Source organism: Dyella sp., from assembly GCF_036746095.1.
Taxonomy (GTDB): Bacteria; Pseudomonadota; Gammaproteobacteria; order Xanthomonadales; family Rhodanobacteraceae; genus Dyella_B.
On the sequence record NZ_DAIOEU010000050.1, the window covers coordinates 14,935 to 36,955 of the forward strand.

General features: G+C 61.1%; 19 protein-coding genes. 11 read left to right on the plus strand and 8 right to left on the minus strand.

Annotated features, from left to right (window positions below; genetic code table 11):
• Position 1: 1 nt before the first annotated feature.
• Positions 2 to 3,928: an NEL-type E3 ubiquitin ligase domain-containing protein gene (locus V7M64_RS17100; RefSeq protein WP_333680758.1), complete on the minus strand. Its 3,927-nt coding sequence runs from the start codon at positions 3,926 to 3,928 to the stop codon at positions 2 to 4.
• A gap of 208 nt (positions 3,929 to 4,136) precedes the next feature.
• Here V7M64_RS17100 and V7M64_RS17105 point away from each other — a divergent pair, with 208 nt between their 5' ends.
• Positions 4,137 to 5,561: a hypothetical protein gene (locus V7M64_RS17105; RefSeq protein WP_333680759.1), complete on the plus strand. Its 1,425-nt coding sequence runs from the start codon at positions 4,137 to 4,139 to the stop codon at positions 5,559 to 5,561.
• Positions 5,562 to 5,882: 321 nt separating this feature from the next.
• Here V7M64_RS17105 and V7M64_RS17110 read toward each other — a convergent pair whose 3' ends face one another.
• Positions 5,883 to 6,617: a 16S rRNA (uracil(1498)-N(3))-methyltransferase gene (locus V7M64_RS17110; RefSeq protein ID WP_333680760.1), complete on the minus strand. Its 735-nt coding sequence runs from the start codon at positions 6,615 to 6,617 to the stop codon at positions 5,883 to 5,885.
• A 168-nt stretch (positions 6,618 to 6,785) separates the two neighbouring features.
• On the opposite strand from V7M64_RS17110, the gene V7M64_RS17115 reads away from it, so the two are divergent.
• On the plus strand, positions 6,786 to 7,115 hold the full coding sequence (locus V7M64_RS17115; RefSeq protein WP_333680762.1) for a hypothetical protein: 330 nt from the start codon (positions 6,786 to 6,788) through the stop codon (positions 7,113 to 7,115).
• Between the two features lie 44 nt (positions 7,116 to 7,159).
• On the opposite strand, the gene V7M64_RS17120 is transcribed toward V7M64_RS17115, so the two are convergent.
• Positions 7,160 to 8,521 carry an adenosylmethionine--8-amino-7-oxononanoate transaminase gene (locus V7M64_RS17120; protein WP_333680763.1) on the minus strand — a complete coding sequence of 454 codons (1,362 nt, stop codon included), beginning with the start codon at positions 8,519 to 8,521 and terminating at the stop codon, positions 7,160 to 7,162.
• A gap of 53 nt (positions 8,522 to 8,574) precedes the next feature.
• Between V7M64_RS17120 and gspN the strand changes: the two genes are divergently transcribed.
• The 6 genes from gspN to V7M64_RS17150 all read left to right on the plus strand — a co-directional run bounded on the left by gspN (position 8,575) and on the right by V7M64_RS17150 (position 13,395).
• The gene (gene gspN / locus V7M64_RS17125; protein ID WP_333680764.1) at positions 8,575 to 9,345 is read left to right on the plus strand and encodes a type II secretion system protein N; all 771 of its coding nucleotides are present in this window, start codon (positions 8,575 to 8,577) and stop codon (positions 9,343 to 9,345) included.
• Positions 9,345 to 10,127: an inositol monophosphatase family protein gene (locus V7M64_RS17130; RefSeq protein ID WP_333680765.1), complete on the plus strand. Its 783-nt coding sequence runs from the start codon at positions 9,345 to 9,347 to the stop codon at positions 10,125 to 10,127. The genes gspN and V7M64_RS17130 overlap by 1 nt, the downstream gene beginning before the upstream one ends.
• Before the next feature lie 34 nt (positions 10,128 to 10,161).
• Positions 10,162 to 10,722 carry an ADP compounds hydrolase NudE gene (nudE, locus tag V7M64_RS17135; protein WP_333680767.1) on the plus strand — a complete coding sequence of 187 codons (561 nt, stop codon included), beginning with the start codon at positions 10,162 to 10,164 and terminating at the stop codon, positions 10,720 to 10,722.
• Positions 10,719 to 11,540 carry a 3'(2'),5'-bisphosphate nucleotidase CysQ gene (gene cysQ / locus V7M64_RS17140; RefSeq protein ID WP_333680769.1) on the plus strand — a complete coding sequence of 274 codons (822 nt, stop codon included), beginning with the start codon at positions 10,719 to 10,721 and terminating at the stop codon, positions 11,538 to 11,540. The genes nudE and cysQ overlap by 4 nt, the downstream gene beginning before the upstream one ends.
• A complete protein-coding gene (gene mazG, locus V7M64_RS17145) occupies positions 11,537 to 12,343 on the plus strand; it encodes a nucleoside triphosphate pyrophosphohydrolase (protein ID WP_333680770.1) in 807 nt (268 codons plus the stop codon). The genes cysQ and mazG overlap by 4 nt, the downstream gene beginning before the upstream one ends.
• Positions 12,344 to 12,630: 287 nt before the next feature.
• Entirely contained in the window at positions 12,631 to 13,395 is a 765-nt protein-coding gene (locus V7M64_RS17150) for a DUF4097 family beta strand repeat-containing protein (protein ID WP_333680771.1), read from the plus strand.
• Between the two features lies 1 nt (position 13,396).
• Here V7M64_RS17150 and V7M64_RS17155 read toward each other — a convergent pair whose 3' ends face one another.
• The 4 genes from V7M64_RS17155 to V7M64_RS17170 are packed head-to-tail and all read right to left on the minus strand — an operon-like array spanning position 13,397 to position 18,391.
• Positions 13,397 to 14,518: an SLC13 family permease gene (locus tag V7M64_RS17155; RefSeq protein ID WP_333680773.1), complete on the minus strand. Its 1,122-nt coding sequence runs from the start codon at positions 14,516 to 14,518 to the stop codon at positions 13,397 to 13,399.
• Positions 14,512 to 15,141, minus strand: coding sequence for a glutathione S-transferase family protein (locus tag V7M64_RS17160; protein ID WP_333680775.1), 630 nt, complete (start codon positions 15,139 to 15,141; stop codon positions 14,512 to 14,514). The genes V7M64_RS17155 and V7M64_RS17160 overlap by 7 nt, the downstream gene beginning before the upstream one ends.
• Before the next feature lie 59 nt (positions 15,142 to 15,200).
• A complete protein-coding gene (locus V7M64_RS17165; protein ID WP_333680777.1) occupies positions 15,201 to 17,684 on the minus strand; it encodes an FtsX-like permease family protein in 2,484 nt (827 codons plus the stop codon).
• Positions 17,681 to 18,391 (minus strand): ATP-binding cassette domain-containing protein, encoded by a 711-nt coding sequence (locus V7M64_RS17170; protein ID WP_333680778.1) that lies wholly within the window; start codon positions 18,389 to 18,391, stop codon positions 17,681 to 17,683. The genes V7M64_RS17165 and V7M64_RS17170 overlap by 4 nt, the downstream gene beginning before the upstream one ends.
• Here V7M64_RS17170 and V7M64_RS17175 point away from each other — a divergent pair.
• From V7M64_RS17175 to V7M64_RS17185, 3 genes are all read left to right on the plus strand, one after another.
• Positions 18,390 to 19,013, plus strand: a complete 624-nt coding sequence (locus V7M64_RS17175; RefSeq protein ID WP_333680779.1) for an arylesterase — start codon at positions 18,390 to 18,392, stop codon at positions 19,011 to 19,013. The genes V7M64_RS17170 and V7M64_RS17175 overlap by 2 nt on opposite strands.
• Before the next feature lie 103 nt (positions 19,014 to 19,116).
• On the plus strand, positions 19,117 to 19,848 hold the full coding sequence (locus V7M64_RS17180) for a response regulator transcription factor (protein WP_115493699.1): 732 nt from the start codon (positions 19,117 to 19,119) through the stop codon (positions 19,846 to 19,848).
• Positions 19,849 to 19,863: 15 nt separating this feature from the next.
• Entirely contained in the window at positions 19,864 to 20,847 is a 984-nt protein-coding gene (locus tag V7M64_RS17185) for a HAMP domain-containing sensor histidine kinase (RefSeq protein ID WP_333680780.1), read from the plus strand.
• 49 nt (positions 20,848 to 20,896) lie between these two features.
• Here V7M64_RS17185 and V7M64_RS17190 read toward each other — a convergent pair.
• Positions 20,897 to 22,021: 3-oxoacid CoA-transferase subunit B (locus V7M64_RS17190; RefSeq protein WP_333680782.1), on the minus strand; the 1,125-nt coding region annotated here is incomplete at its 5' end.

Genomic DNA, 22,021 nt, shown 5'->3' on the forward strand with positions numbered 1-22,021 from the left:
GCTAGAAGTTTGATTTTGAGCCCAAGTAGTCCCGGGTCGACTTTTTGAAAAAAGCTCTTTCAGCTTCCGCTTTGTCCGTCACCCATTGCTCGATAGCTGCCGTGTGTTCGTTTTCCCAAAGCTGCTTCTCCCTGCGGTAGTCGTCTTCGGACTGGCCGGATTGTCGCGCGGGCGGCTCCATGTCTTCGAGTTTATCCAACCGATCATGGAACGGCTTAATGGTTGCCTCGTAATCCTCGGGATAGCGCTTTTTCATGAGATTCTGCCATGACTCATGGTTGCTCAGAAACTCGATCATTGCCGGACTGTTTTGCGTGGCACGTATTCGAGCCGCCGCTTCTGGTATGTCTTCAGGAGCTACGCCGGATAGTCGATGAAATTGCATGTTGTCATCACTTTCGGGCAGTTTGATGCCGGCTTTCCGCAGCCGCCTCATATAGTCCAGTTTGGTTTCCACCGGGTCCTCGTATCTGGCGGGATTTTCGCGGATTTTCTGGTTTATGATGTCATCGACGACACTTTCATTATATAGCCTCATGATTTTATCCGCCATTTGCTCCTCTGACAGTTCCCCATTTTCCATGCGGTAATTATCGATTTGCTTCTCAATGGTAGAGAGGCCGAGTTGCACGTTATCGCCGCAAGTTCCGATATGGGATTCCGCCGTATCGAAAATAGGCTGGCGTGACTCGGGGTGATCTTTCATATATTTCAATACAGCCTTAATGCGCTCCCCGGTTTGTTCTGGATTGGCTCGCCCTTCGCGGGACTCCGTCAAAAGACGTCTTATCAGCTCCGAAAAAGAATCCGCATAGCGTTCAGGCGGGTTCTCCCAGCCCTGCGCCCAGCTTTCCGCGGTGTCGTTGGGAAAGGATCTGCTGATTTCTTCCTGCAGGGTAGGCCGGGCAACGCGGTTGAGAACTAAATTCGGGCTGTGGGTCGCGTAACCGTCCAGGGTCTCTCGAAGAAGTGGATCGGTGGGCTCTGTGATGGTTAGCTGTATGCCTGAGTTTTGTATTGAAGCGCCAGGAGGTATTGATGTGATGGGATTATTTCCGTAATCAACCGTGCTTCCGTCGGGCAGTTTAAATATCCATTCGGGCAGCGAGCTCAATCGGTTTCCATTCAAGTCGAGATGCCTGAGATGTATGGGCTTGTTTGCTGCATCGATCCCGTTGAAATGAGCAAATTCATTGTTTTTAAGGTAAAGAGACTCCAGCTGGCTCAAGCCGCCAAAATTTGGCGGCAGGATTCTGAGCTGATTATTTTCAAGATGCAGCGATTTCAAAGCTGGCAAGTCGCCGAAGCTGCGGGCTAACGAATATATATGATTATCACTAAGATTGAGATGCTCAAGTTGTTTGAGTTTACCGAGGTTGAGTTTTTCGTCGTAATATGCTCCTCGGTCAGCCGCGTCAAATTCGGTCAAGAGATTATGGTTTAGGAACAGCGATTTTAAATTGGACGTGTTTTCAATGTCGCGCGGAATGGTGGATATCGAATTATGCGAAAGATCGAGGGATTCAAGTGACGGATGCCCTGCCAGCGGCAATGGCACTTCCTGCAGCCTGTTGAATGAAAAATTAGCCTCCTTCAAATGAGTGAGATTGCGTAAAGAGGCGGGCAGCGATTCGATTGCCCCATGCGATGCGTTGAGCTTTTCGAGCTTATTCAATTGGCCTAGTGCGTCGGGCAGAGACTGCAGCCGCGAGTTGCGGGAAACGTCTAGGTCGGTTAATTGTTTGAGTTTGTCGATGTTGGCCGGCAGCCTTTCCAGGTTATTGCGAGAAAGATCCAGCTTCTTCAGCCATGTCAGTTTTTTAAGTACATCCTCCGGAAGGGTGTGAAGTCCCAGGTCCCGCAGGGACAATTGGGTGCTACGGGACGATAGCGTTTCTTCAATGATCCTTTTGGCGGTAGCGACATGTTGTGGATCGGCGCCCCTTGCTATCTCATCTCGTCCCCAGCTCTCCAGGCGGCTGCGCATTTCGGGCATGTTGATGCCGAAGACGCGATCTCTTAGCCCTCCCCCTACAAGTCCCGGCCTCGGCAGGGGCTCCGCTTCGCCCTTGCCAACCAGCTTCACTGGCACGCTTCGGGTGAAGTCATTGGGCCTGCTGGGATCGACCGCGATCCATTCCCGCAACTGCTTGTCGTATTTCACTTGATGGAGGTCGTCGCCGATACGCGCGAAGTTATCGCCTTGCTTGTCGCGATAGACAGCTTTGTCTTGGAGCAGCTCCAGCGCGTTGGGGTCGACATTGGCCTTGGGTGGCAAATTGGATGACGGGATGGAAGGGCGGTTGGCGTTGTTCAGTTCGTCGATCGCGCCGAGATTGCCATCTCCGCTTCCTTCCGCGACGTCTTCCGTTACGGTTTTTGCCGTACCGCGTCCCGCGGCTGCCCCCGCCTGGGTCACTATGTCTTCGGCCTCTCCAGCCGCCAGTTTCCCCAGCGCAGCGCGGCCACCCTTCATCACTCCGCCAATCCCTTCGGCGCCGATGGGGAGAATGGCCAGGATTTCCAGGCCCGTATTGCCCCATTTCCCGACTGTCGCGCGCCGGATGTCCGTGTCCGACTGAATGCCATCCCAGGCATCCTGGCTGTCGTTGGCATGCGAGGCAGCCGTTAGCTCCCCAAAGGGATCGTGCGTGATATCGCGCTCTTTCCCATGCAACAGCTGCTTGAAATTGCCGTGCGAGTGCCTGAACACTCCCTCGACCGTGGCCTCCTGCATATCCTTGACGGCCAGGGGGTTTTCCACCGCAGGATCGCCCAGCAGGGAGCGGTATTTCTCGACGAACTCTTTGGACTTTTTGAGATCTTTCCCGTTGTCGCGAATGGACGCGATGGCATCCAGGTCGTTATCGAAGGGGCGGTACGGCTGCTCTTCTTTGGGCAGATAGGTGAAGTTCCTCCCGGAAGGCAGTTCGATGCGCAGGCCGCCGGCGAGCGTGTAATCGGCGGCAAAGCGTCCACTGCCGCCAATCGTATTGTCGCCCAGGCTAAGCGTGTAGACCTTGCCGCCTTCCCCCCGTTCCAGCACATTTTTAAGGCTCGCGTAGTCGCTGTCGTCCAAGTTTCCCGTGGCATGCTGGACGTCCAGCTGCACCAATGCACGCTGCTTGGCCCACTTGGCGATGTCATCGTGATGCTCCCGGTAATATCGGTCGACAGCCTTTCCATGATCGACCTTGAAGTTCACTTTGCCCCGCGTGTTGTAGAGCTTTTCCGGATCCAGGACGCCGCGCGCGTCGCTGTACTTTTTGCCCACGTCGCTGGCGTCGACAATCTTGTACTCCTGTCGGTTGGCGCTGTAGTCGTTGCCGAACAAGCTGCCATTGGCCATGTTGTTCTGCAGCACCTTCCACAGCGGTATCGCCTCGGCAGGCGCGCCCTCCCGGTCCAGTGCCGGGTTGTGCTCGGTATGGGACGGGTGGCCGTGCGGGTCTTTGCCATAGCGCACCAGGTATAGCTTGGTCACGTCATGGCCGGATCCATAGGTGTCGTCCACCCATTGTTGCATCCGTGCGATGGCCTCCTTGGGGAGGCTTGGATAGGCTTTTAGCAAGGACGTCTGCTGCTCTTTGCTCGACTGATTCCGTTGGATCAGCGCGTCTCGCTGTGCCTGGGGAAGCTGCTGGAGCTTTTGTGCATCCGGGGAAAGCCGCGATGGAGCAGTAGGAGTGCCGCTGTTGCCGATCTGGTTAGGAGCGCCGATGGCGGCCGTGTTTTCCGCCGAACGCGGCAAGCGGACGTAGCTGTTTGACGGCGGCGGGATGGGGCGGGCGGATGGCCATGGATGGGGCGTCGGTGTGATCTGCGGTTGCAGGATGAGGCTGGGTGATGGCGAGGGCTCGGGTATCGTTGCGGTCGGTTGGGAATCGGTTGGAAGGAAGAAATAAGAGGGGCTGACCGTAGTGCTCATGATCTCGTTCGGCAGGCGACACAAGGTGGCTGGCGAACTTAGCAATCAGGATCAAAACGCTGGTAGTAGAGCCATACCGGCCGCAAGCGCTTCTCAGCTTTGCGGAGTCTGCGGGGGGCAGTTAAGGGCGCATGGATATGGCTTTACCACCTCGCATCGATCTGGGCCGGTACGTTCATTGAACAGATCGCCTCCGGAGGTAAAGACCATGAGCATCACGACTCTTCCATCCGCCACGTCACCGGATTCCGATCCGGCCGCCATCGCCACGCCATCGTCTTCGCAGCCCAGTCCGCCGCCGTCAATGCAGCCTTCGGTTTCGTCGACAGGCAATCCTTTTCCCAGTGCGTCGCAAAAGCAACCGGTCCAACCGGGCGATTCGGGTAGAACTGAGCGAAGCCACAACGCAGGTTTAATGGAGGAAATCAAGTTATTCGACGCAAGGCCTGCACGGGCTGATCCTCGGCGGTATGAAATGATTATGGACGCCTTGGATAAAGCAATCGACGGAGCGGAAAAGGCACTTAAGGCTATTGATGAGGAAATAAAGGGAGGGTGGTTATTGAATGACGAGCAAAAAGAGCAACTAAAAAGGGCTTTTGGGGATTTTATTTTTCATCCTAAAAATCTATCTTTGTTGAGGGAGTCGGTAGTTAAGACGATTGATGGATTAAATTATCTTAGATCCAATGAGAAAAACGGAAATAGTGTCATATTTTTAGGCGACATGACAAGGCATTCGGATCCAAGATATAAAGGTTATCATTCGATCATATTTGCTAGTAAGGATACTGTTGGGTCGGGCATTATAATAGAAAACAAAGATAATATAAAATATATTGGAGTTGATTCCTATAGGAAGATTCTTCCTTATCAATATATTTACGATGCTTCGCGTTTGTCCATTGGACTGCATGGCGACGTTTGGACCGATATAGACAAGCCGGTTGGTAAAACCACGGAGGATGCATTGAAAAATGCTCCGTCTGTTACTTATGGTATCAAGGTATTTAATGATGCAATAGATAAATCGTTTGGCCTTAGATTCGGCCTGCGCGGTGAGCCGACCGGATTCCGGAACGCGTCTGATGCGCGTAGCGCGAGCTGGGCGACGCAGGGCCAATTCTTCCAGTACGGGAAACCGGTGAACAAAAATCCACATCAGCGCGCGTACACTTTCCCGGATGGAAGCAGGGTCGTCGCCAGGGCGCACGAGCCGTTGCTGACCAACAGCGACGGTAGTAATTTCGCGCAGTTCCTGACCACGACGGGGTCGACCGCAGGAGGCGCCCTGGCCGGTGGCGCGGCGGGTTTTTTTACGGCCGGGCCGCCAGGCGCTTTGGTTGGAGGCATGGCGGGAGCCGGCGCGGGTATGGGTGCGGGGTTAGCGGCTGCCCAAAGCTATCCTTATGATCGTATTTGGCAGGGGTACACCCTCGAATACTATAAAAAAGATATGTCACAGCCATTTTCTACGCAGTATATGTACGCCTGGGATAGCGACCCACAGAGAGTCAAGGCGTTTTCGGAGATTAAAGATCCGGCGACGTGGCCTGATTATGCCGGTTTTAGTCCGGATGAAAACTGGGATTGGTGGACATGGAAATCGGGCAACGTGCCGCTGAGAACCTGACATGCACGGGACGCTCTCAGCGGCATCGGTGAAACAAGGCGGTTGGCAAGCAGCATTCGAATTGGGACGCCAGTGTCAGGCCCGCGTTGCCTTGCCATGCGAGGCAACTGGCATTGGCGGAATGTCGGTTGCCCTAAGGCCAATGGCACTGACTTAAGACGCTTTCGCTTGAATACAACAGAAAACCTTGACCCGTCGTCCTGGCGAAGGCCGGGTGATGTTGCTTAGGTTAGTGCCATTGGCCTTAAGGATGCTCTGTCTATTCCACGTACCCGTCAGCGCACTGTATGCGCGCCTCGGTTTGCGCCGGCGGCTATCGCCTTAAAAGTCGCCGTGCGTCGCTTGCAAGGCGGCCAGCGCCGCCAAACCCGCGGTTTCTGTGCGCAAAATCCGCGGCCCCAGGCGCAGACCCCGAAAGCCCGCTTGGTGCAAAGCTGCGACATCGCGATGGCCCAGGCCGCCTTCCGGCCCCACCACCAGCAATCCACCTGCCGCGCCAAACTGGACTTCGCGTGCCCGCAAAGTGCCTTCTGGCAGCAAGGCCAGACGTTGCGCATCATCACCGCCCAGGCTTTCTAGCCAGTTTTGCAGCGCCTGCGCAGGCATCACTTCGGGAATGTGTACACGTCCGCTCTGCTCACATGCACTGGCTGCCACCGCGCGCCAATGCTGCAGGCGTTTTTCCGCGCGTGCTGCATCCAGCTTGACTTCGGAACGTTCGGTAAATAGCGGCACGATGCGGGATACGCCGAGCTCGGTGGCTTTCTGCACGATCAGGTCCATCTTTTCCCCGCGCGCAACGCCTTGCGCCAGGGTCAGCCGGAGCGGTGATTCATTCGCAATTTCCTCGCGGCTGTCGACGCGAATTACCACGTCACGCTTGCCGATGTTGACCAACGTGGCCGTGTAATCGAAACCATCGCCGTTGAACACCGTCAGCGCATCGCCCGTATTCATGCGTAGCACGCGCGCTACGTGCTCGGCGGCCTGTGCAGGCAGGGCCAGCTCGGTGGCAAGCGCCAGCAGCTGTTCGACGTGGATGCGGGTGGTGCGCATAAGCTTTCGATGGCTGGGAAGTGGGTGAGCATACCGCCTGCCGCGCCATGGTTCAGCCATCTGAATGGGCGGGCCGCGGCTGCCTCTTGCGATGAACCAAACGCGGTAGCAGCATGGACATACCCCTGCAGAGCTCGTGTTTCCCCTATAGCGGGCAAGAAGGTTTCCATGATCAAGCTGATACTCTCCGCTGCCTCGCTGGCTTTCGCGACGGCCGCCCTCGCCGCTCCACAGAGCCTGCCTTCAGCCAGCCAGCCCCAGGCCAATGCGGCACCCACCGCCTCGACCACTGCCAAACGCTCGCCGCTCAAGCCGGGTGACCGCCAATGCATCCGCGATACCGGTAGCCTGATCCCGCCTAAGAAAGGCGAGTGCCTGCCGGTCGCGGGCCGTTCGTATACCAAGCAGGATATTGATAACACCGGCGAAAATACGCTGGGGCCGGCGTTGGAAAGGCTGGATCCAGCCATCACGACACGCGGTTACGATGGCCATTGACCGTCGTGCGACAGGCTTTTGCAGGTTGGGGTTTGCACCCAAGCCTATGTGATGGCGCGGGCAACGCCAGCGATCGCCACATCAACCAGGTGATCGATCTCGCCTTCGCTTACCACATAAGGCGGCATGAAATAGATCACGTTGCCCAGCGGCCGCAGCAGCGCGCCATGCTCCAGACCGTGCAGATAAACACGCAAGCCACGCCGTTCCTCGGCTGGAAACGCACGCCGTGTCGCTTTATCGGCAACCAGTTCCACCGCGGCGATCATGCCATGCTGCCGCACGTCGGCCACGTTGGGATGCTCGCGTAGCGGCGCAAGCCGCGCGGCAAGGTGTGATGCCAACGCGCGATTGCGCTCCAATACCGGTTCATCGCAAAAGATGTTCAAGGTTTCCAGCGCGGCACGGCATGCAAGTGGATTGCCGGTGTAGCTATGGGAGTGCAAAAACGCCTTGCCTGCGTTGTATTCGGCATAGAAGGCTTCATACACGTGCTGGGTCGTCAGCACGGCCGAAAGCGGCAGGGTGCCGCCGGTCAGCCCTTTGGAGAGGCACATGAAATCCGGGGCGATATGCGCCTGCTCGCAAGCGAACAGCGTGCCGGTGCGCCCGAAGCCGACGGCGATTTCGTCCGCGATCAGATGCACGTTGTACTGGTTGCAGAGCGCGCGCAAGCCGCTGAGATAACTCGGGTGATACATGCGCATGCCGCCTGCGCATTGCACCAGTGGCTCCACGATGACCGCGCAGGTTTCGTGTGCATGGCGTTCGAGCAACACGCGCATCGCTTCCAGGCGGCGCGTGGCGACGTGTTCGGGTGGCTCGCCGGGTTCGCCTTCGTAGGCATCCGGCGAGGGCGCGAGAACGGGCGTTAGCAACAGCGGCGCATAGGTCTTGCGATAGAGCGCCACGTCGCTCACCGATAGCGCACCCAGCGTTTCGCCGTGATAGCTGCCGGTCAGCGCGATAAAGCGTGTCTTCTCGCCGTGACCCTGGTTGAGCCAGTAATGAAAACTCATCTTCAGCGCCACTTCGATGGCGGCCGAACCGTTGTCGGCGAAGAACACTTTCTCCAGCCCCTGCGGCGTGATGGCTACCAGCCGCTCGGCCAATTCGATCGCCACCGGGTGCGTAAAGCCAGCAAAGATCACATGCTCCAGCGTCTTGGCCTGTTCGGCCAGCGCCGCGGCGATGCGCGGGTTGGCGTGGCCGAACAGGTTGGTCCACCAGGAACTGATGCCATCCAGGTAGCGGCGACCGTTCGCGTCGATCAGCCAGGCACCTTCGCCACGCACGATGGGCACCATCGGTACATGTTGGTGATCATGCATCTGGGTGCAGGGATGCCAGATATGGCGGAGATCGCGCTGGGCGAGGGCTGCGTTGGCGTCGGTGTGCTGAGTCATCCGGCTATGATCGGGGCAGTTGGTGTGCCGCTCAAGCACAGATGGGTCGATCGATGAAGCGTTGGCTGGTGGGTTTGGTGGTGGGCGTACTCGCCCTTGCGGTGTTGGTGTGGTTTCTGCCGGCGAGTTGGGCGTTGCCATGGTTGCAGGCGCAACGGCGTGGATGGCATCTGGACGATGTCAGCGGAACGCTCTGGGAGGGGCGGGCAGGGCAGGTGTCGCTGGCGAACGGTACGCCGCTTGGCAGCCTCGATTGGACCCTGTCGCATCGCGCCTTGCTCGGCGACATCCGCATGGGGTTCGACCTGCGCCAGCCGCAACTGCAACTGCAGGCGCACGTGCATCGTATTTCCCCCACGCAGATCGAGCTGCATGACGTCAGCTTGCACATGAACATGGCGCTGCTCGGCCCGCAGCCGTGGTTGCGCGGACAGCCACAAGGGCAACTGGATCTGCAGATACCGCAGGCGCAGCTGCAAGGCAATTGGCCGATGCAGCTCGATGCCCACGGCACCTGGTCGCACGCCGCCGTGCAGACGCCCCAGGGCAAGCTGCCGTTGGGCGCGCTTTCGCTGGCGATTACCGGCGAGTCGGGAGTCATCCAGGGCACGTTGAGCGATGATGGCAAAGGTCTGTTGCAGACGGCTGGATGGCTATCTCTCAGTCCCCTGGGCTGGGATTTGCAGCTGCGACTTATTCCTCGCAGCGATAATCCTGCCTTGATGAGCTGGTTGCGCAGCCTGGGCCCACTCAAAGCGGACGGCACGCTCGAACTCCGCTATCGTGGCGGTCTGGCTCAGTGGAACTCTGCGGCAAAGCGATGATGAGTGAACAGCGATGGGAGGCGGCGCTGAACGCCGCGCGTGACGCGGCGGATGAGGCGGCTGAAGTGATCAGGCATTACTGGCGCCGCGGCGTCGAGGTGGAAATCAAATCCGACGCCACCCCGGTGACGATCGCCGACCGCGAAGCCGAGCAGGCCATTCGCGCCGTGCTTGCGTCAGCCTTGCCGGGCGCGGCGATCTATGGCGAAGAGTTCGGCCTGGACAACGACAGTGCGGAGTTGCTCTGGCTGGTCGATCCACTCGACGGCACCAAAAGTTTCGTGCGCCGCACACCGTTTTTCTCCACACAGATCGCGCTGATGCATCGCGGTGAACTGGTGCTTGGCGTGTCGAGCGCACCGGTGTATGGCGAGACGATGTGGGCCAGCAGCGGTGGCGGCACCTGGTGCAATGGCGAACGCGTGCAGGTGGCGGCCACGACGGATATGGCGCAAGCATCGATCTCCACCGGCAACGTCAAGACGCTCACCGGCGATGCGCGCTGGCAGGCGCTGGGCCAGATGATTCGCGACAGCAATCGCATCCGTGGCTACGGCGATTTCTGCCATTACCACCTGCTGGCGCGCGGTGGGCTGGATCTGGTGATCGAGTCCGACGTGAACATTCTCGACGTCGCCGCGCTGGCGGTGATCGTGCGCGAGGCCGGTGGCGTGTTCACCGACCTGGAAGGCAAGCCGTTGAATCTGGAGACGCGCAGCGTGTTGGCCGGAACGCCGGCCATGCACGCGCAGGCGCTTGCACGGCTAGCCCTTCCAGCCTGAGGGGGCGCGACAAAAGCCGGTTACAATCCCAGTCATGCCACCTCGCTACCCCATCATCCACGCGACACGCGCCTCGGACACCAGCCGCTTTCTGCATGCGGAGCAGGTGGACCTGGAATTCTCCAACGGCGAACAGCGCACCTACGAGCGGCTCAAGGGTCATGGCCTGGGTGCGGTGATCATCGTGCCCATGCTGGACGATGAAACGGTGCTGCTGATCCGCGAATACGGCGTCGGCGTGGACCGCTACGAACTCGGCTTGCCGAAGGGTCGCCTGGATCAGGACGAAACCGTCGAGCAAGGCGCCGATCGCGAACTGAAGGAAGAAGTGGGCTACGGCGCGCGCAAGCTCAAGATCCTGCACAACCTGTCACTGTCGCCGGCCTACATGACGCACATGGCGCATGTGGTGCTGGCACAGGACCTGTATCCGGAACGCTTGCAGGGCGACGAGCCCGAGCCGCTCGAAGTGGTGCCGTGGAAACTTTCCGAACTACATACCCTGGTCTCGCGTGACGATGTCACCGAAGGCCGCTCCATCGCTGCGTTGTTCCTGGCGCGCGAATACCTTGCCGGACGCCTGCAACGCACGTGAGCCACTCGCCCGATTTTCCCTTGCTCCTCGATATCGGTTTGCTGGCACGCCGTGCCGGCGAAGCCATCATGGACGTCTACCGCCAAGACTTCGACGTCGAGATGAAGGCCGATTTCTCGCCGCTCACCGCGGCGGACCTGGCCGCTCAAAAAGTCATCGCTGCCGGCCTGGCGGAACTTGATCCCCCACTGCCGGTGGTATCGGAAGAAGCCAGCCAGCTTCCCTGGGAACAACGGCGCGCATGGTCACGCTACTGGCTGGTCGACCCGCTCGACGGCACGCGCGAATTCGTGAAACGCAACGGCGAATTCACCGTCAACATCGCCTTGATCGACCATGGCAAAACGGTGCTCGGCGTCGTGTTGGCCCCGGTCACGGAGGAATTGTTCGCCGCCGCGCGCGGGCATGGCGCATGGTGGCAGGTACAGCGCGATGCCGATTGGGAACGCATCTCCACGCGCAGCTTGGCCAATCCGCCGATTGCTGCCGGCAGCCGTTCGCATGGCGGTTCGTCGGAAGCCACGTTGCGCCGCCTGCTAGGCGAGGCATATCAGCTGCATGCGCTGGGCTCCTCGCTGAAGTTCTGCCTGATCGCGCGCGGCTCGGCGGATGTCTACTTGCGCCGCGGTCCCACCAGCGAGTGGGATACCGCCGCCGCGCAATGCGTGCTGGAAGAAGCCGGTGGCGCCGTGCTTGATCTCAACGGTAAACCACTGCACTACAACCGTGGCGAATCGCTGCTCAATCCGGAATTCCTGGCGGTGGGCGATGCGGGCATCGATTGGTCCGCCCGCCTGGATGAGGCGGGATTGCCGTGAGCACGGCCACGCGCCACAGCCTGGCCGACCTACTTGCCATCATGGCGCGCCTGCGTGACCCCGAACGCGGCTGTCCGTGGGACCTCCAGCAGGATTTCAGCACCATCGCGCCCTACACCATCGAAGAAGCCTACGAGGTCGCCGACGCCATCGACCGCAAGGACTGGCCTGAGCTGCGCGATGAATTGGGCGATCTGCTGCTGCAGGTGGTGTTCCATTCGCAGATGGCGCGGGAACAGGGATTGTTCGATTTCGACGACGTGGCGCACGCGATCAGCGAAAAAATGCTGCGCCGGCATCCGCACGTATTCGGTGACGTCAGCTATGCCGACGTCGAAGAACAGAAGCGTGCCTGGGATGAGATCAAGAACGCCGAGCGCGTGGCCAAAGGCGCTTCGCCTGACGACAGCGTGCTGGCCGGGGTGTCGCGCGGCCAGCCCGAATGGCAGCGCGCCCTGAAACTGCAACAGCGTGCTGCCACGGTCGGTTTCGACTGGCCGGATCATCAACCGGTGATCGGCAAGCTCCACGAGGAATTGGCCGAAGTAGCCGTCGAGTTCGAGGTCGGCGCCGATCCGGCGCGGCTGGAAGATGAGATCGGCGACGTGCTGTTCGTCGCCGTGAACCTGGCGCGCCACGCCAGGGTGGATTTTGCGCGCGCCCTGAAACACGCCAATGCCAAGTTCGAACGGCGGTTCCGGCGCATGGAACAGCTGGCGGCGGCAGCGGGGAAGCCGCTGGCGTCGCAAGGGCTGGCGGAGCAGGAAGCGCTTTGGGAGCAGACCAAGAAGGAAGAGCGGTAGGTCAAGTTAGCCCCCACGGCACTACGCGCGCGCCTTGATGCGCCCCGTTTGGACTTCCTCCCCGGCTTGCAGGGTAGTTGACGCAAACTTCAAGGTTGGCCTAAGTAAGCCATGGGGTTAGCCCGAATGGCACTCACCTGAGCCAGCCCCCGTTCGGATACTGGGGAAACCTTGAACCATCGTCCTGGCGAAAGCCGGGATGGATGCGTAGATGGGCATTGGCGACGCATTCAACCTTTTGCCCCCGCCGCGCATCTGAAGCTTTCGAACCTGGCCGGAGATTTCCCATGCGTTACTTGCTCGCCTTGCTTGCTCTGCTGCCGCTGGCGGCGGCTGCCGCAGACTGCCGCTACACCGCCCCGCGCAATCTTCACGATGACTTGAGCGGTGTACGCCGCGTGCAGATCGAACTGCACAGCCATGACCTGCACCTGGCCGGCAGCAATGGCGCCAGTGGCTTGCAGATCAACGGCCGCGCTTGTGCATCCTCGCAGTCCGCCCTGGACAATCTGCAGGTGACCTCGCACCGCGAAGGCGACCAGCTCATCATCGACGTCGGCACGGATCACTCGTTCAACATCGGCATCTTCGGCAGTTCCTACGCCTATCTGGATTTGCAGGCGCAACTGCCGGCCAACATGCCGGTCAGCATCAATTCCGGCTCGGGCGACGTGTACGCGGGTGGACTGACGCAGCTCGATACGCACACCGGCTCGGGCGACCTGCACATCGACCACATTGCCGGGGAAGTTTCCGTCACCAGTGGCTCAGGCGATGTCGAGCTTTCCGATATCGGCAGCCTGCGCGTGGGATCCGTGGGTTCGGGCGACATCAAGGCGCGCAATGTGCGTCAGGGCGTGAACGTCGGCAACGTTGGTTCGGGCGACATCACGCTGGAACACGTGGGCGGCAGTGTTTACGTGGGTACGATCGGTTCGGGCGACGTGATCGTGAAGGACGTGCACGGGGATTTCACCGTAGGCGCGAAGGGCAGCGGCGATGTCACGCATTCCGACGTCATGGGCAAGGTCAGCGTGCCGCGCGAAGACTGAGTCAGGCTTGCAGGCGCATCACCAGATAAACCAGCGCGGCACAAACAAACAGAAAGGGTAGGGATACCTCGTGAAACAGCCGCATGCCATGCGGCTGTTTTGCCAGGCGCAGGGCGATCAGATTCGCCAGCGATCCGATCACCACGCCAAAGCCGCCCACGTTGACCGCAATGGCCAAGGCCATCGCATCCTGCGCGCGATTGAGAAGCAATACGGTGGCCGGCACGTTGCTGATCAGCTGCGAACTGACGATGCCGCTGAGATAAAGCGCCCATGGCTGCTTGAAATCGATCCTGCCCAGTGCGTGATCCACCACCGGCAACGCGGCGAAATGGCCCAGGCCCAGAAAGATCATGGCGAAGGTTGCCATCAGCAACCAGTCGATGCAGGCGAGCGTACGCCAGGAAAACAGCGCAAACGGCACTACCAGCAGCAGTGCGCCCAGCGGTGCGTGCCCGCTTTGCATCATCAGCACCATCATGCTGAGCGCGACGATGGACAGTATCGCCAGCGATAGCGATACCGGATGGCCATCGAGCGTGTCGGCTTGAAGCTCCACGCGTTCTTTTGGCAACCAAAACCACGTCACGATCGCGACCAGCACGAACATGACGGCCGCCGTTGGGAGCATGTGCACGATGAACTGGAAAATCGGAATCTGCGCGTGCTGCCAGATCAGCAGATTCTGCGGATTGCCGATCGGGCTGAGCGTCGAGCCTGCGTTGACCGCCAGCGCTTCCAGCACGACCATGCGCAGCACCGGCAGGTTGGACAGGCTGCCGATGGCGAGCGTCAGCGGCACCATCAGGAACAGGCTGACGTCGTTGGTCAGCACCATCGACAACACGGCCGTCATGCTCACCAGCAACAGACCTACGCCACGCAGCGAGTGCATGTGTGCGACCAGCATGCCGGCCGCACGCTGCACCATGCCGCTGTCGCGGATGCCCTGGATGGAAATCATCAAGCCCAGCAAGCCGCAAAGCGTAGGCCATTGCAGCCAGTCCTGGTAACGCGGCCACGGCTGCGGATCGACACAGGCCAGCACCACCGCCAGCGCGGTGAACAGCAACAGCAGGAATTCGTGCTTGAGGCGCTGGATCCAGCCGTGTTTGCTCACCACTCCGTCAACCCTTCCAGCTCATATAGCTTTTTCCAGCTCGGACGCGCACGTACCAGGTCCGCCAGCCGCTTCACCGCCGGCCATTCGGTCGCCGGACGCGGCATGTTGCGCGACCATCGCATCAGCATGGTGACCATCAGATCAACGCCGGAGAATTCCTCGCCGAGCAAGTACGGGCCATGCGCAGCAAGATGCGCATCGATGCGCTCCCACAGGCTTTCGATCTTGCGCTGCATGGCAGCGCGGATGTCCGGCGGCGATTCCTGGTGGCCAAGTTCTTGTGGATAGAACCAGAGCCGATACGTCGACATCAGCGAGTTGCTGAGAAACACCATCCACTGCAGCCAGATTTCGCGTTCCGGCGTGCCGGGCGCGGGAATCAGCTTTGCTTCCGGATGACGTTCGGCCAGGATCGTGAGCAAGGCGCCCGATTCGTATACCGCGCGGCCATCGATGATCAGCGTGGGCACCTTGCCGCCTGGATTGAGCCTCAGATACTCATCGGTGAATTGCTCGCGTTTCTCGATGTCCACCGACTTCAGCTGATACGGCGCACCGATTTCCAGCAGCGCCAGATGCACGACCATGCTTGCGGTGCCGGGAGAGTAGTAGAGGGTGTACATGCGCGGTCCTGGTCCGTGAGGAATGCGCATCGTATCGCAGGCGCCTTACCCCAACCTACTCACTCCGCGCGCAGCAAGCGCATCGGCGGCGTATGCGTCACCTTTCTCGTTCCGGCCAGGCCAAGCAGCATTACCACGAAGGCGGCGACAAGCGCGGCGATGACCAAAGGCCACGGGTGCGGCATGAAATCCTTGATGCGGAACACGCTGCGCCCCAGCCACCAGCCGCCGACCATGGAGCCCAGCGCAGCGGTGATGCCTGCAATAAGGCCAAGCAAGGCGAATTCGCATGCCGCCGCAATGCGAAGCAGGCCGCGTCGTGCGCCCAGCGTGCGCAGCAGGGCGGCCTCGTGGCGCCGTTCTTGCCCGCTCGTTGCCAAGGCCGCCGCCAGCACCAGCGCGCCGGCCAACAGGCTGAAACCAAGCACCCAGCGCACCGCGCCGGTTACGCGCTGCACGATCTCGCGCACGCGGTCGAGCAGTGCATCCACGTCCACCAGGCTCAGGTTTGGATAGTCGCGCGACAGTGCGCCCAGTGCTTCGGCATGGCCGCGCGGCAGGTAAAAACTGGCCAGCCAGGTGTGCGGCAGGACGTTCGCATGCGCGGGGTCCATCAGCAGGAAGAAATTCACGCGGAACGAGGTCCAGTCCACGTGGCGGAAGCTGGTGACCTTGGCATCGACCTGGCCTTCGCCCACGTCGAAACGCATGACGTCGCCGAGTTTCAGCGCATACATGTCGCGCCACATCGTATCGACCGACACTTCGGCCTGCGCCGGATGCGGATCGAACCAGTGGCCGGCAATCACCGTGTTGGCAGGCGGCAAATCGTCCGACCATGACAGGCGCAGCTGGCGATCGCTCCATTCCTTTGCACGTTCGTCCTTGAACGTGAGCGTGTCGATCGGATGCCCATTGATGGCGGTGAGCTTGCCGACCGCCAGCGGCATCATGTTGAGCTGGTTGGTGCCAATGCGATCGAGCGCCTTGCTGAACTCGCCGCGCTGGTCATCCTGCAGATTGAGCACGAACCAGTTTGGTGTATCGCTAGGCAGTTCCTTGCGCCAGCCATCCAGCAGAGCCGGTGCAACGACTGCCAGTAACAGCAACGCAGTAAGGCCCATGCTCAATGCCGTGGCCTGCACGATGCTCAGGCCGCGTCGACGCGCCAGCGCCGCCATGCCAAGCCGCAGTGCGGGATGGCCGCCGGGTGCGATGCGCCGGGCGATCCACAGCAACAATGAGGCGAGCAACGCAGCAACCACGGCAACGCCCAGCAGGCTCGCGGCGAGAATGCCGGCGAGCTTGGCAGAGCCGCTGAGATTCCAGATCAAGGCCAGCGCCACCACGGCAGGGATCAGATACAGCACGTCGAAGCGGCGAATGCGTCGCGCCACGCTGGCGCGAAACACCGCGACCGGCGGCACGTCGGCCAGACGCACCAGCGGCGGCAGGGCGAATCCCACCAGCACGGCAATGCCCATGCCTGCCGCCGCCAAGGCGGGCAGGACCGGCAGCACCGTGGGCACGCCCGAGAACAGCTGGCTGGCGAACATCCACGCCGCCTGCGCCAACAGCAGCGCCAGCAGCACACCCAACAATGCAGCCGGCAACGCCAAGCCGGCCATCGTGCCGAGCAGCAAGCCGAACACACGTGCACGCGAGGTGCCGAGCGCGCGCAGCAGGGAAATTTCGCTGGTCTTGCGGCGTGCATAACGCTGCGCGGCCAGCGCAATGGCGACTCCGGAAAGCAACGCCGACAGCAGCGCCGTCAGGCGCAGAAACGCATCGGCGCGATCGAACGCATTGCGCATGCGTTCCTGCGTCTGCTCCGGTGTAATCAGTTCACCGCCTTGCGGTAGCGCGGTCGATTGCGCCCACGTACGCCAGCTGTGCACGGCGGCAGGTTCGCCAGCCAGCAGCAGGTTATGCCGTGCGCGGCTGCCGACGCCGAGCAGTCCGGCCTGTTGCGCGTCATGGATGTTCATCAAGGCACGCGGTGCCATCGCCACCAGCTCGCCGCCATCCGGCTGCTGGATCATTTCCCCTGCGATGCGCAGATCACGTCCGCCAAGCTGCACGCTGTCGCCGACGTGCCGGTTCAATCCCACCAGCGCACGATGATCGAGATAGACCGTGCCTGCCGCGGGGCCGTGGCTGGCCGTCTGTTTGCCGTTGGCATCGGCGATCAACAAGGTGCCGCGCAATGGATAGGCGCCATCAGTGGCAAGCACGTCCAGCAACTGGCTTTGCTGCTGTGCGAACGCGACGGTAGGAAAACTCGCGGTGTTGGCAAGCGACAGTCCACGCTGCTGACCGGCAACGGCGAATTTGCGCGGAATATTCTCCGGCGCCGATATGCCGAGATCGCCACCGATCAATTCGGCCGCGCTGGCGAGTACGCCGCGTTCCATGCGCGTGCTGAGCGTCGCGACGACACCGAGCGCCACGACGGCCAGTACCAGCGATGCCGCCAGCGTGCGCAGTTCCGGCAGGTGCCATTCGCGGCGCAGGCTGCGCAAGGCAAGCAGCAGGATTCTCATGCGGGCTGCTCCCCCATCGGCACCAGCCGGCCTTCCTGCAATTCCACCCGCCGCATGCAGCGTTCGGCCAGTTGCATGTCATGCGTGACCAGGATCAGCGTGGTGTGATGATCGCGGTTCAGCGCGAACAAGAGGTCGCAGACATGCCGGCCAGTGCGGCGATCCAGGTTGCCGGTGGGCTCGTCGGCGAACAGCACGCGCGGGCCATGCACGAAAGCACGTGCAATCGCGACACGCTGCTGCTCGCCACCGGAAAGTTGCGCGGGATAATGTCTGCGCCGCGTGCCGAGCCCGACGGCATCGAGCGCCGCGTGCGCCCGTTCGCGTGCATCGGTGTGGCCTTCCAGTTCCAGCGGCAGCATCACGTTCTGCTCGGCGGTAAGTGCGGGCAGCAAGTGAAACGACTGGAACACGAAGCCGACCAGGCGCCGGCGCAGATCGGCCCGCGCTTCTTCATCGAGCTGCTCCAGCGCATGTCCATCGAGCTGGATACTGCCGCGCGTGGGCGTATCCAGGCCGGCCAGCAGGCCGAGCAGGGTGGTCTTGCCCGAACCGGACGCACCGACGATGGCAAAGCTCTCGCCCTCGCGCACCTGCATGGCGACGTTGCTGAGGATATCCAGCCGTCCCTCAGGACCGATCACCGACTTGCTAACATCCCGCACTTCCAACACCGCTTTTTCAACCGGACGAGAACCACCACTCATGCGTCGTTTCCTATGTTTGTTGCTGCTTGTTTGCGGTATCGGTGTGGTGCAGGCGACCTCCACTCAGTCCGCGTCCGCGAAGTACGTGCTGGTGCTCGGCGATTCCTTGTCCGCCGCGCACAACATTCCCGTAGAAGCGGGCTGGGTGCATCTGCTGGAAGTACGTCTCAAGCAGATGGAGCCGGGCTGGTCGGTGATCAATGCCAGTATCAGCGGCGAAACCTCGGTAAGCGGACGCAACCGGCTGCCGGCGCTGCTGGCCCAATACCATCCGCGCGTGGTGGTGATCGAGCTGGGCGCCAACGACGGCTTGCGCGGCCTGCCGCTGACCGATCTGCGCGGCAATCTGGCGGCGATGATCGATGCTGCCCGGCACGCTGGCGCCAAGGTGCTGCTGCTTGGCATCGAGATGCCGGTGAACTATGGGCCGCAATATCGCGATGGCCTGCGTGCCGTATATGCAGACATGGCCCGGGACAAGCACGCCGCCTTGCTGCCGTTCCTGCTGGACGGCGTGGCCCTGAACCCCTCGCTGATGCAGGACGATGGCCTGCACCCGACGGCAGCCGGGGAGCCGCGCGTGCTGGAAAACGTGTGGGCCAAACTTGAACCGTTGCTGTAACCGGCCGGTCACCACGCTTTCGTCCGCTTAAATTCACGTTGCTCTTACCACCTGGGAGGTTAGCCTTCACAAATGTGAAGACCCCCAAAGGCGAGAGGCGAACATGAGTTCACGTGACGAACATGCTGGGCTGATCCTGCTGGTGGAAGACAACCGTCAGATCGCGGAAATGGTTGGCGAGTTTCTGGAGCGCCGTGGCTACTCCGTTGATTTTGCTCAAGATGGTGTGAGCGGCCTGCATCTGGCCGTGTCCAACAGCTACGACGTGGTGGTGCTGGACCTGATGCTGCCGGGCATCGATGGCCTGGACGTTTGCCGCAAGCTGCGCGGCGACGCCAAGAAATCCACCCCGGTGCTGATGCTGACGGCGCGCGACACCCTGGAGGACAAGCTGGTGGGCCTGGAGGCCGGCGCCGATGACTACCTGGTGAAGCCCTTCGAGGTACGCGAGCTGGAAGCGCGCCTGCGTGCCCTGATCCGCCGCGACCGCCGCCAGGTATCCAGCGAGGTGCTGACCGTAGGCGACATGACCCTGGACACGGCCACCCTGCGGCTCACCCGCGCCGGGCAGGAGCTGACGGTGTCGCCGATCGGCCTGAAGCTGCTGGCGATCCTGATGCGCGAATCGCCGCGCGTGGTCAGCCGGCGCGACATCGAACGGGAAATCTGGGGCGATACGCTGCCCGATTCGGATACCTTGCGCTCGCATCTCTACAACCTGCGCCGGGTGATCGACAAACCGTTCGACCGGCCTTTGCTGCATACCATCCATTCGGCCGGTTACCGTCTGGCCGATCTGGAAGCGGAAACCACCCCGGCCAGCCACATCGCGTAAACGCCCGACCGCCACATGACCACAACGGGTGCCCAAGTGCCGCGCGCGGAAGGCGTGCGCGGCGGCTTTCAACGCCACTTGCTGCTGATTTTCAGCATGCAGTTCGTGGCCGTGGTCGTGGTATGCCTGATGGGCTACTACAACGTGGCGCCGGTATTCGCGGTGGTACTGCTGATCGTGATCGTCAGCGCGCTCACCTGGCTGGCCACCGAACGCACCTGGCGGCAGGTCAGCACGCTGGCGCGATGGGTGGGCAACTGGAAAGAAGGCCAGGGCGATCTGGATGCATTGCAAACCGATCGGTTGCGCCGGAGCGACGAAGACATCGCCACCCTGGCGCGGGGCTTTCATAACTTCGCCAGCCGCATTGCCGGCTACAACGAGCGCGAACGTAACTTCACCCGCGACGCCAGCCATGAGCTGCGCAGCCCGCTCACCGTAATCAAGATGTCCACCGACATGCTGTCGGACGAAGCGGGTCTGAGCGAGTTCGGCAAGCGTTCGGTGCAGCGCATCCGCCGTGCCACGCGCGAAATGGAATCGCTGGTTGAAGCCTTGCTGATCCTGGCGCGCGAAGCCGATAACGGCCAGGGCGAGCAGGACTTCATCGTGAACGACGTACTGCGCGACGAGCTGGCCAATGCGCGCGAGATGCTGCATGGCCATCCGATCGAGTTACGGCTGGAGGAACCGGCAACGTTTGCGTTGCACGGCTCGCCACGCGTGTTTGCGGTGCTGTGCTGGCAATTGATTCGCCATGCCAGCCAGTACACCGGGCAGGGCGTGGTGCAGGTGACGGTGCAGCCCGGCATGGTAAGCGTCAGTGCTGCCGCCGGCAGTGATCAGGATGCCTCAGCGCCTGGCCAGCGCGGTTTCGAATACGCGATTGCGCAACGTATCAGCGAGCGCTTCGGCTGGCCGCTGAGTTTGCATGTGCAGGGCGGCAATCGCTATGTGGCGGAGATCCGGTTTCCCAAGCCGCTGCCGGTATCGGCGTAGCTTGCGCGCAGGCTGGATGTCCCTCCTGCCTGCGCGCTGTCTCCGTCAATCAGCGCAATGATGCACTCACTTCAAACGCGCACCCTGTTTTTGCCTTGACGTCTTCCACCGTCACGCCCGCTTGCAGTTCGACCAGCGTCAGTCCTTTGCCCTTCGCAACTTCGAACACGCACAGATCGGTGATGATCAGGTCGACCACCTGCTTGCCGGTCAACGGCAGATCGCATTGCGTCTTGATCTTCGGCGAACCGTCCTTCGCAGTGTGCTCCATCAGCACGACGACACGCTTGACGCCGCTGACCAGGTCCATCGCGCCGCCGGGGCCCTTCACCATCTTGCCCGGCACCATCCAGTTGGCGAGATCGCCGGTGCAGGAGACTTCCAGGCCGCCGAGAATCGACAGGTCGATATGCCCGCCGCGGATCATCGCGAACGATTCGGCGCTCGAGAAATAACTGGAACCGGGCAGCGCAGTAACGGTTTGCTTGCCGGCATTGATCAGGTCCGGATCCACGTGTGCCTCATCCGGGAACGGACCGATGCCGAGCAGGCCATTCTCCGATTGCAGCGTCACATCCATCCCTTCCGGAATGAAATTCGCCACCAGCGTGGGAATGCCGATGCCAAGGTTCACGTAGAAGCCATCGCGCAGTTCCTTCGCAGCGCGCTGCGCCATCGCCATGCGGATCGGGCTTTCCTTGCCGGTGTTGGCGCCGGCGAGGGTGCGGAATTCGATGCGCTTCTCGTACTTCTCGCCCTTGATGATGCGGTCGACGTAGATACCCGGCACGTGGATCTGATCCGGATCGAGCTCGCCGACTTCCACCAGCTCTTCCACTTCGACCACGCAGATCTTGCCGCAGGTGGCGATCATCGGATTGAAGTTGCGCGCGGTCTTGCGGAACACCAGGTTGCCGAGCTTGTCGCCCTTCCATGCTTTGACGATCGAAACATCGGCGTGGATGGCTTCTTCCAGCACGTATTCTTTCTCGCCGAAGCGCTTGGTTTCCTTGCCCTCGGCCAGCTTGGTGCCATATGCCGTGCGCGTATAGAACCCCGGAATGCCCGCGCCACCCGCGCGCAGCTTCTCGGCCAGCGTGCCTTGCGGCACCAGGTGCAGTTCCAGTTCGCCGGCCAGCACCTGGCGCTCGAATTCCTTGTTCTCGCCCACGTA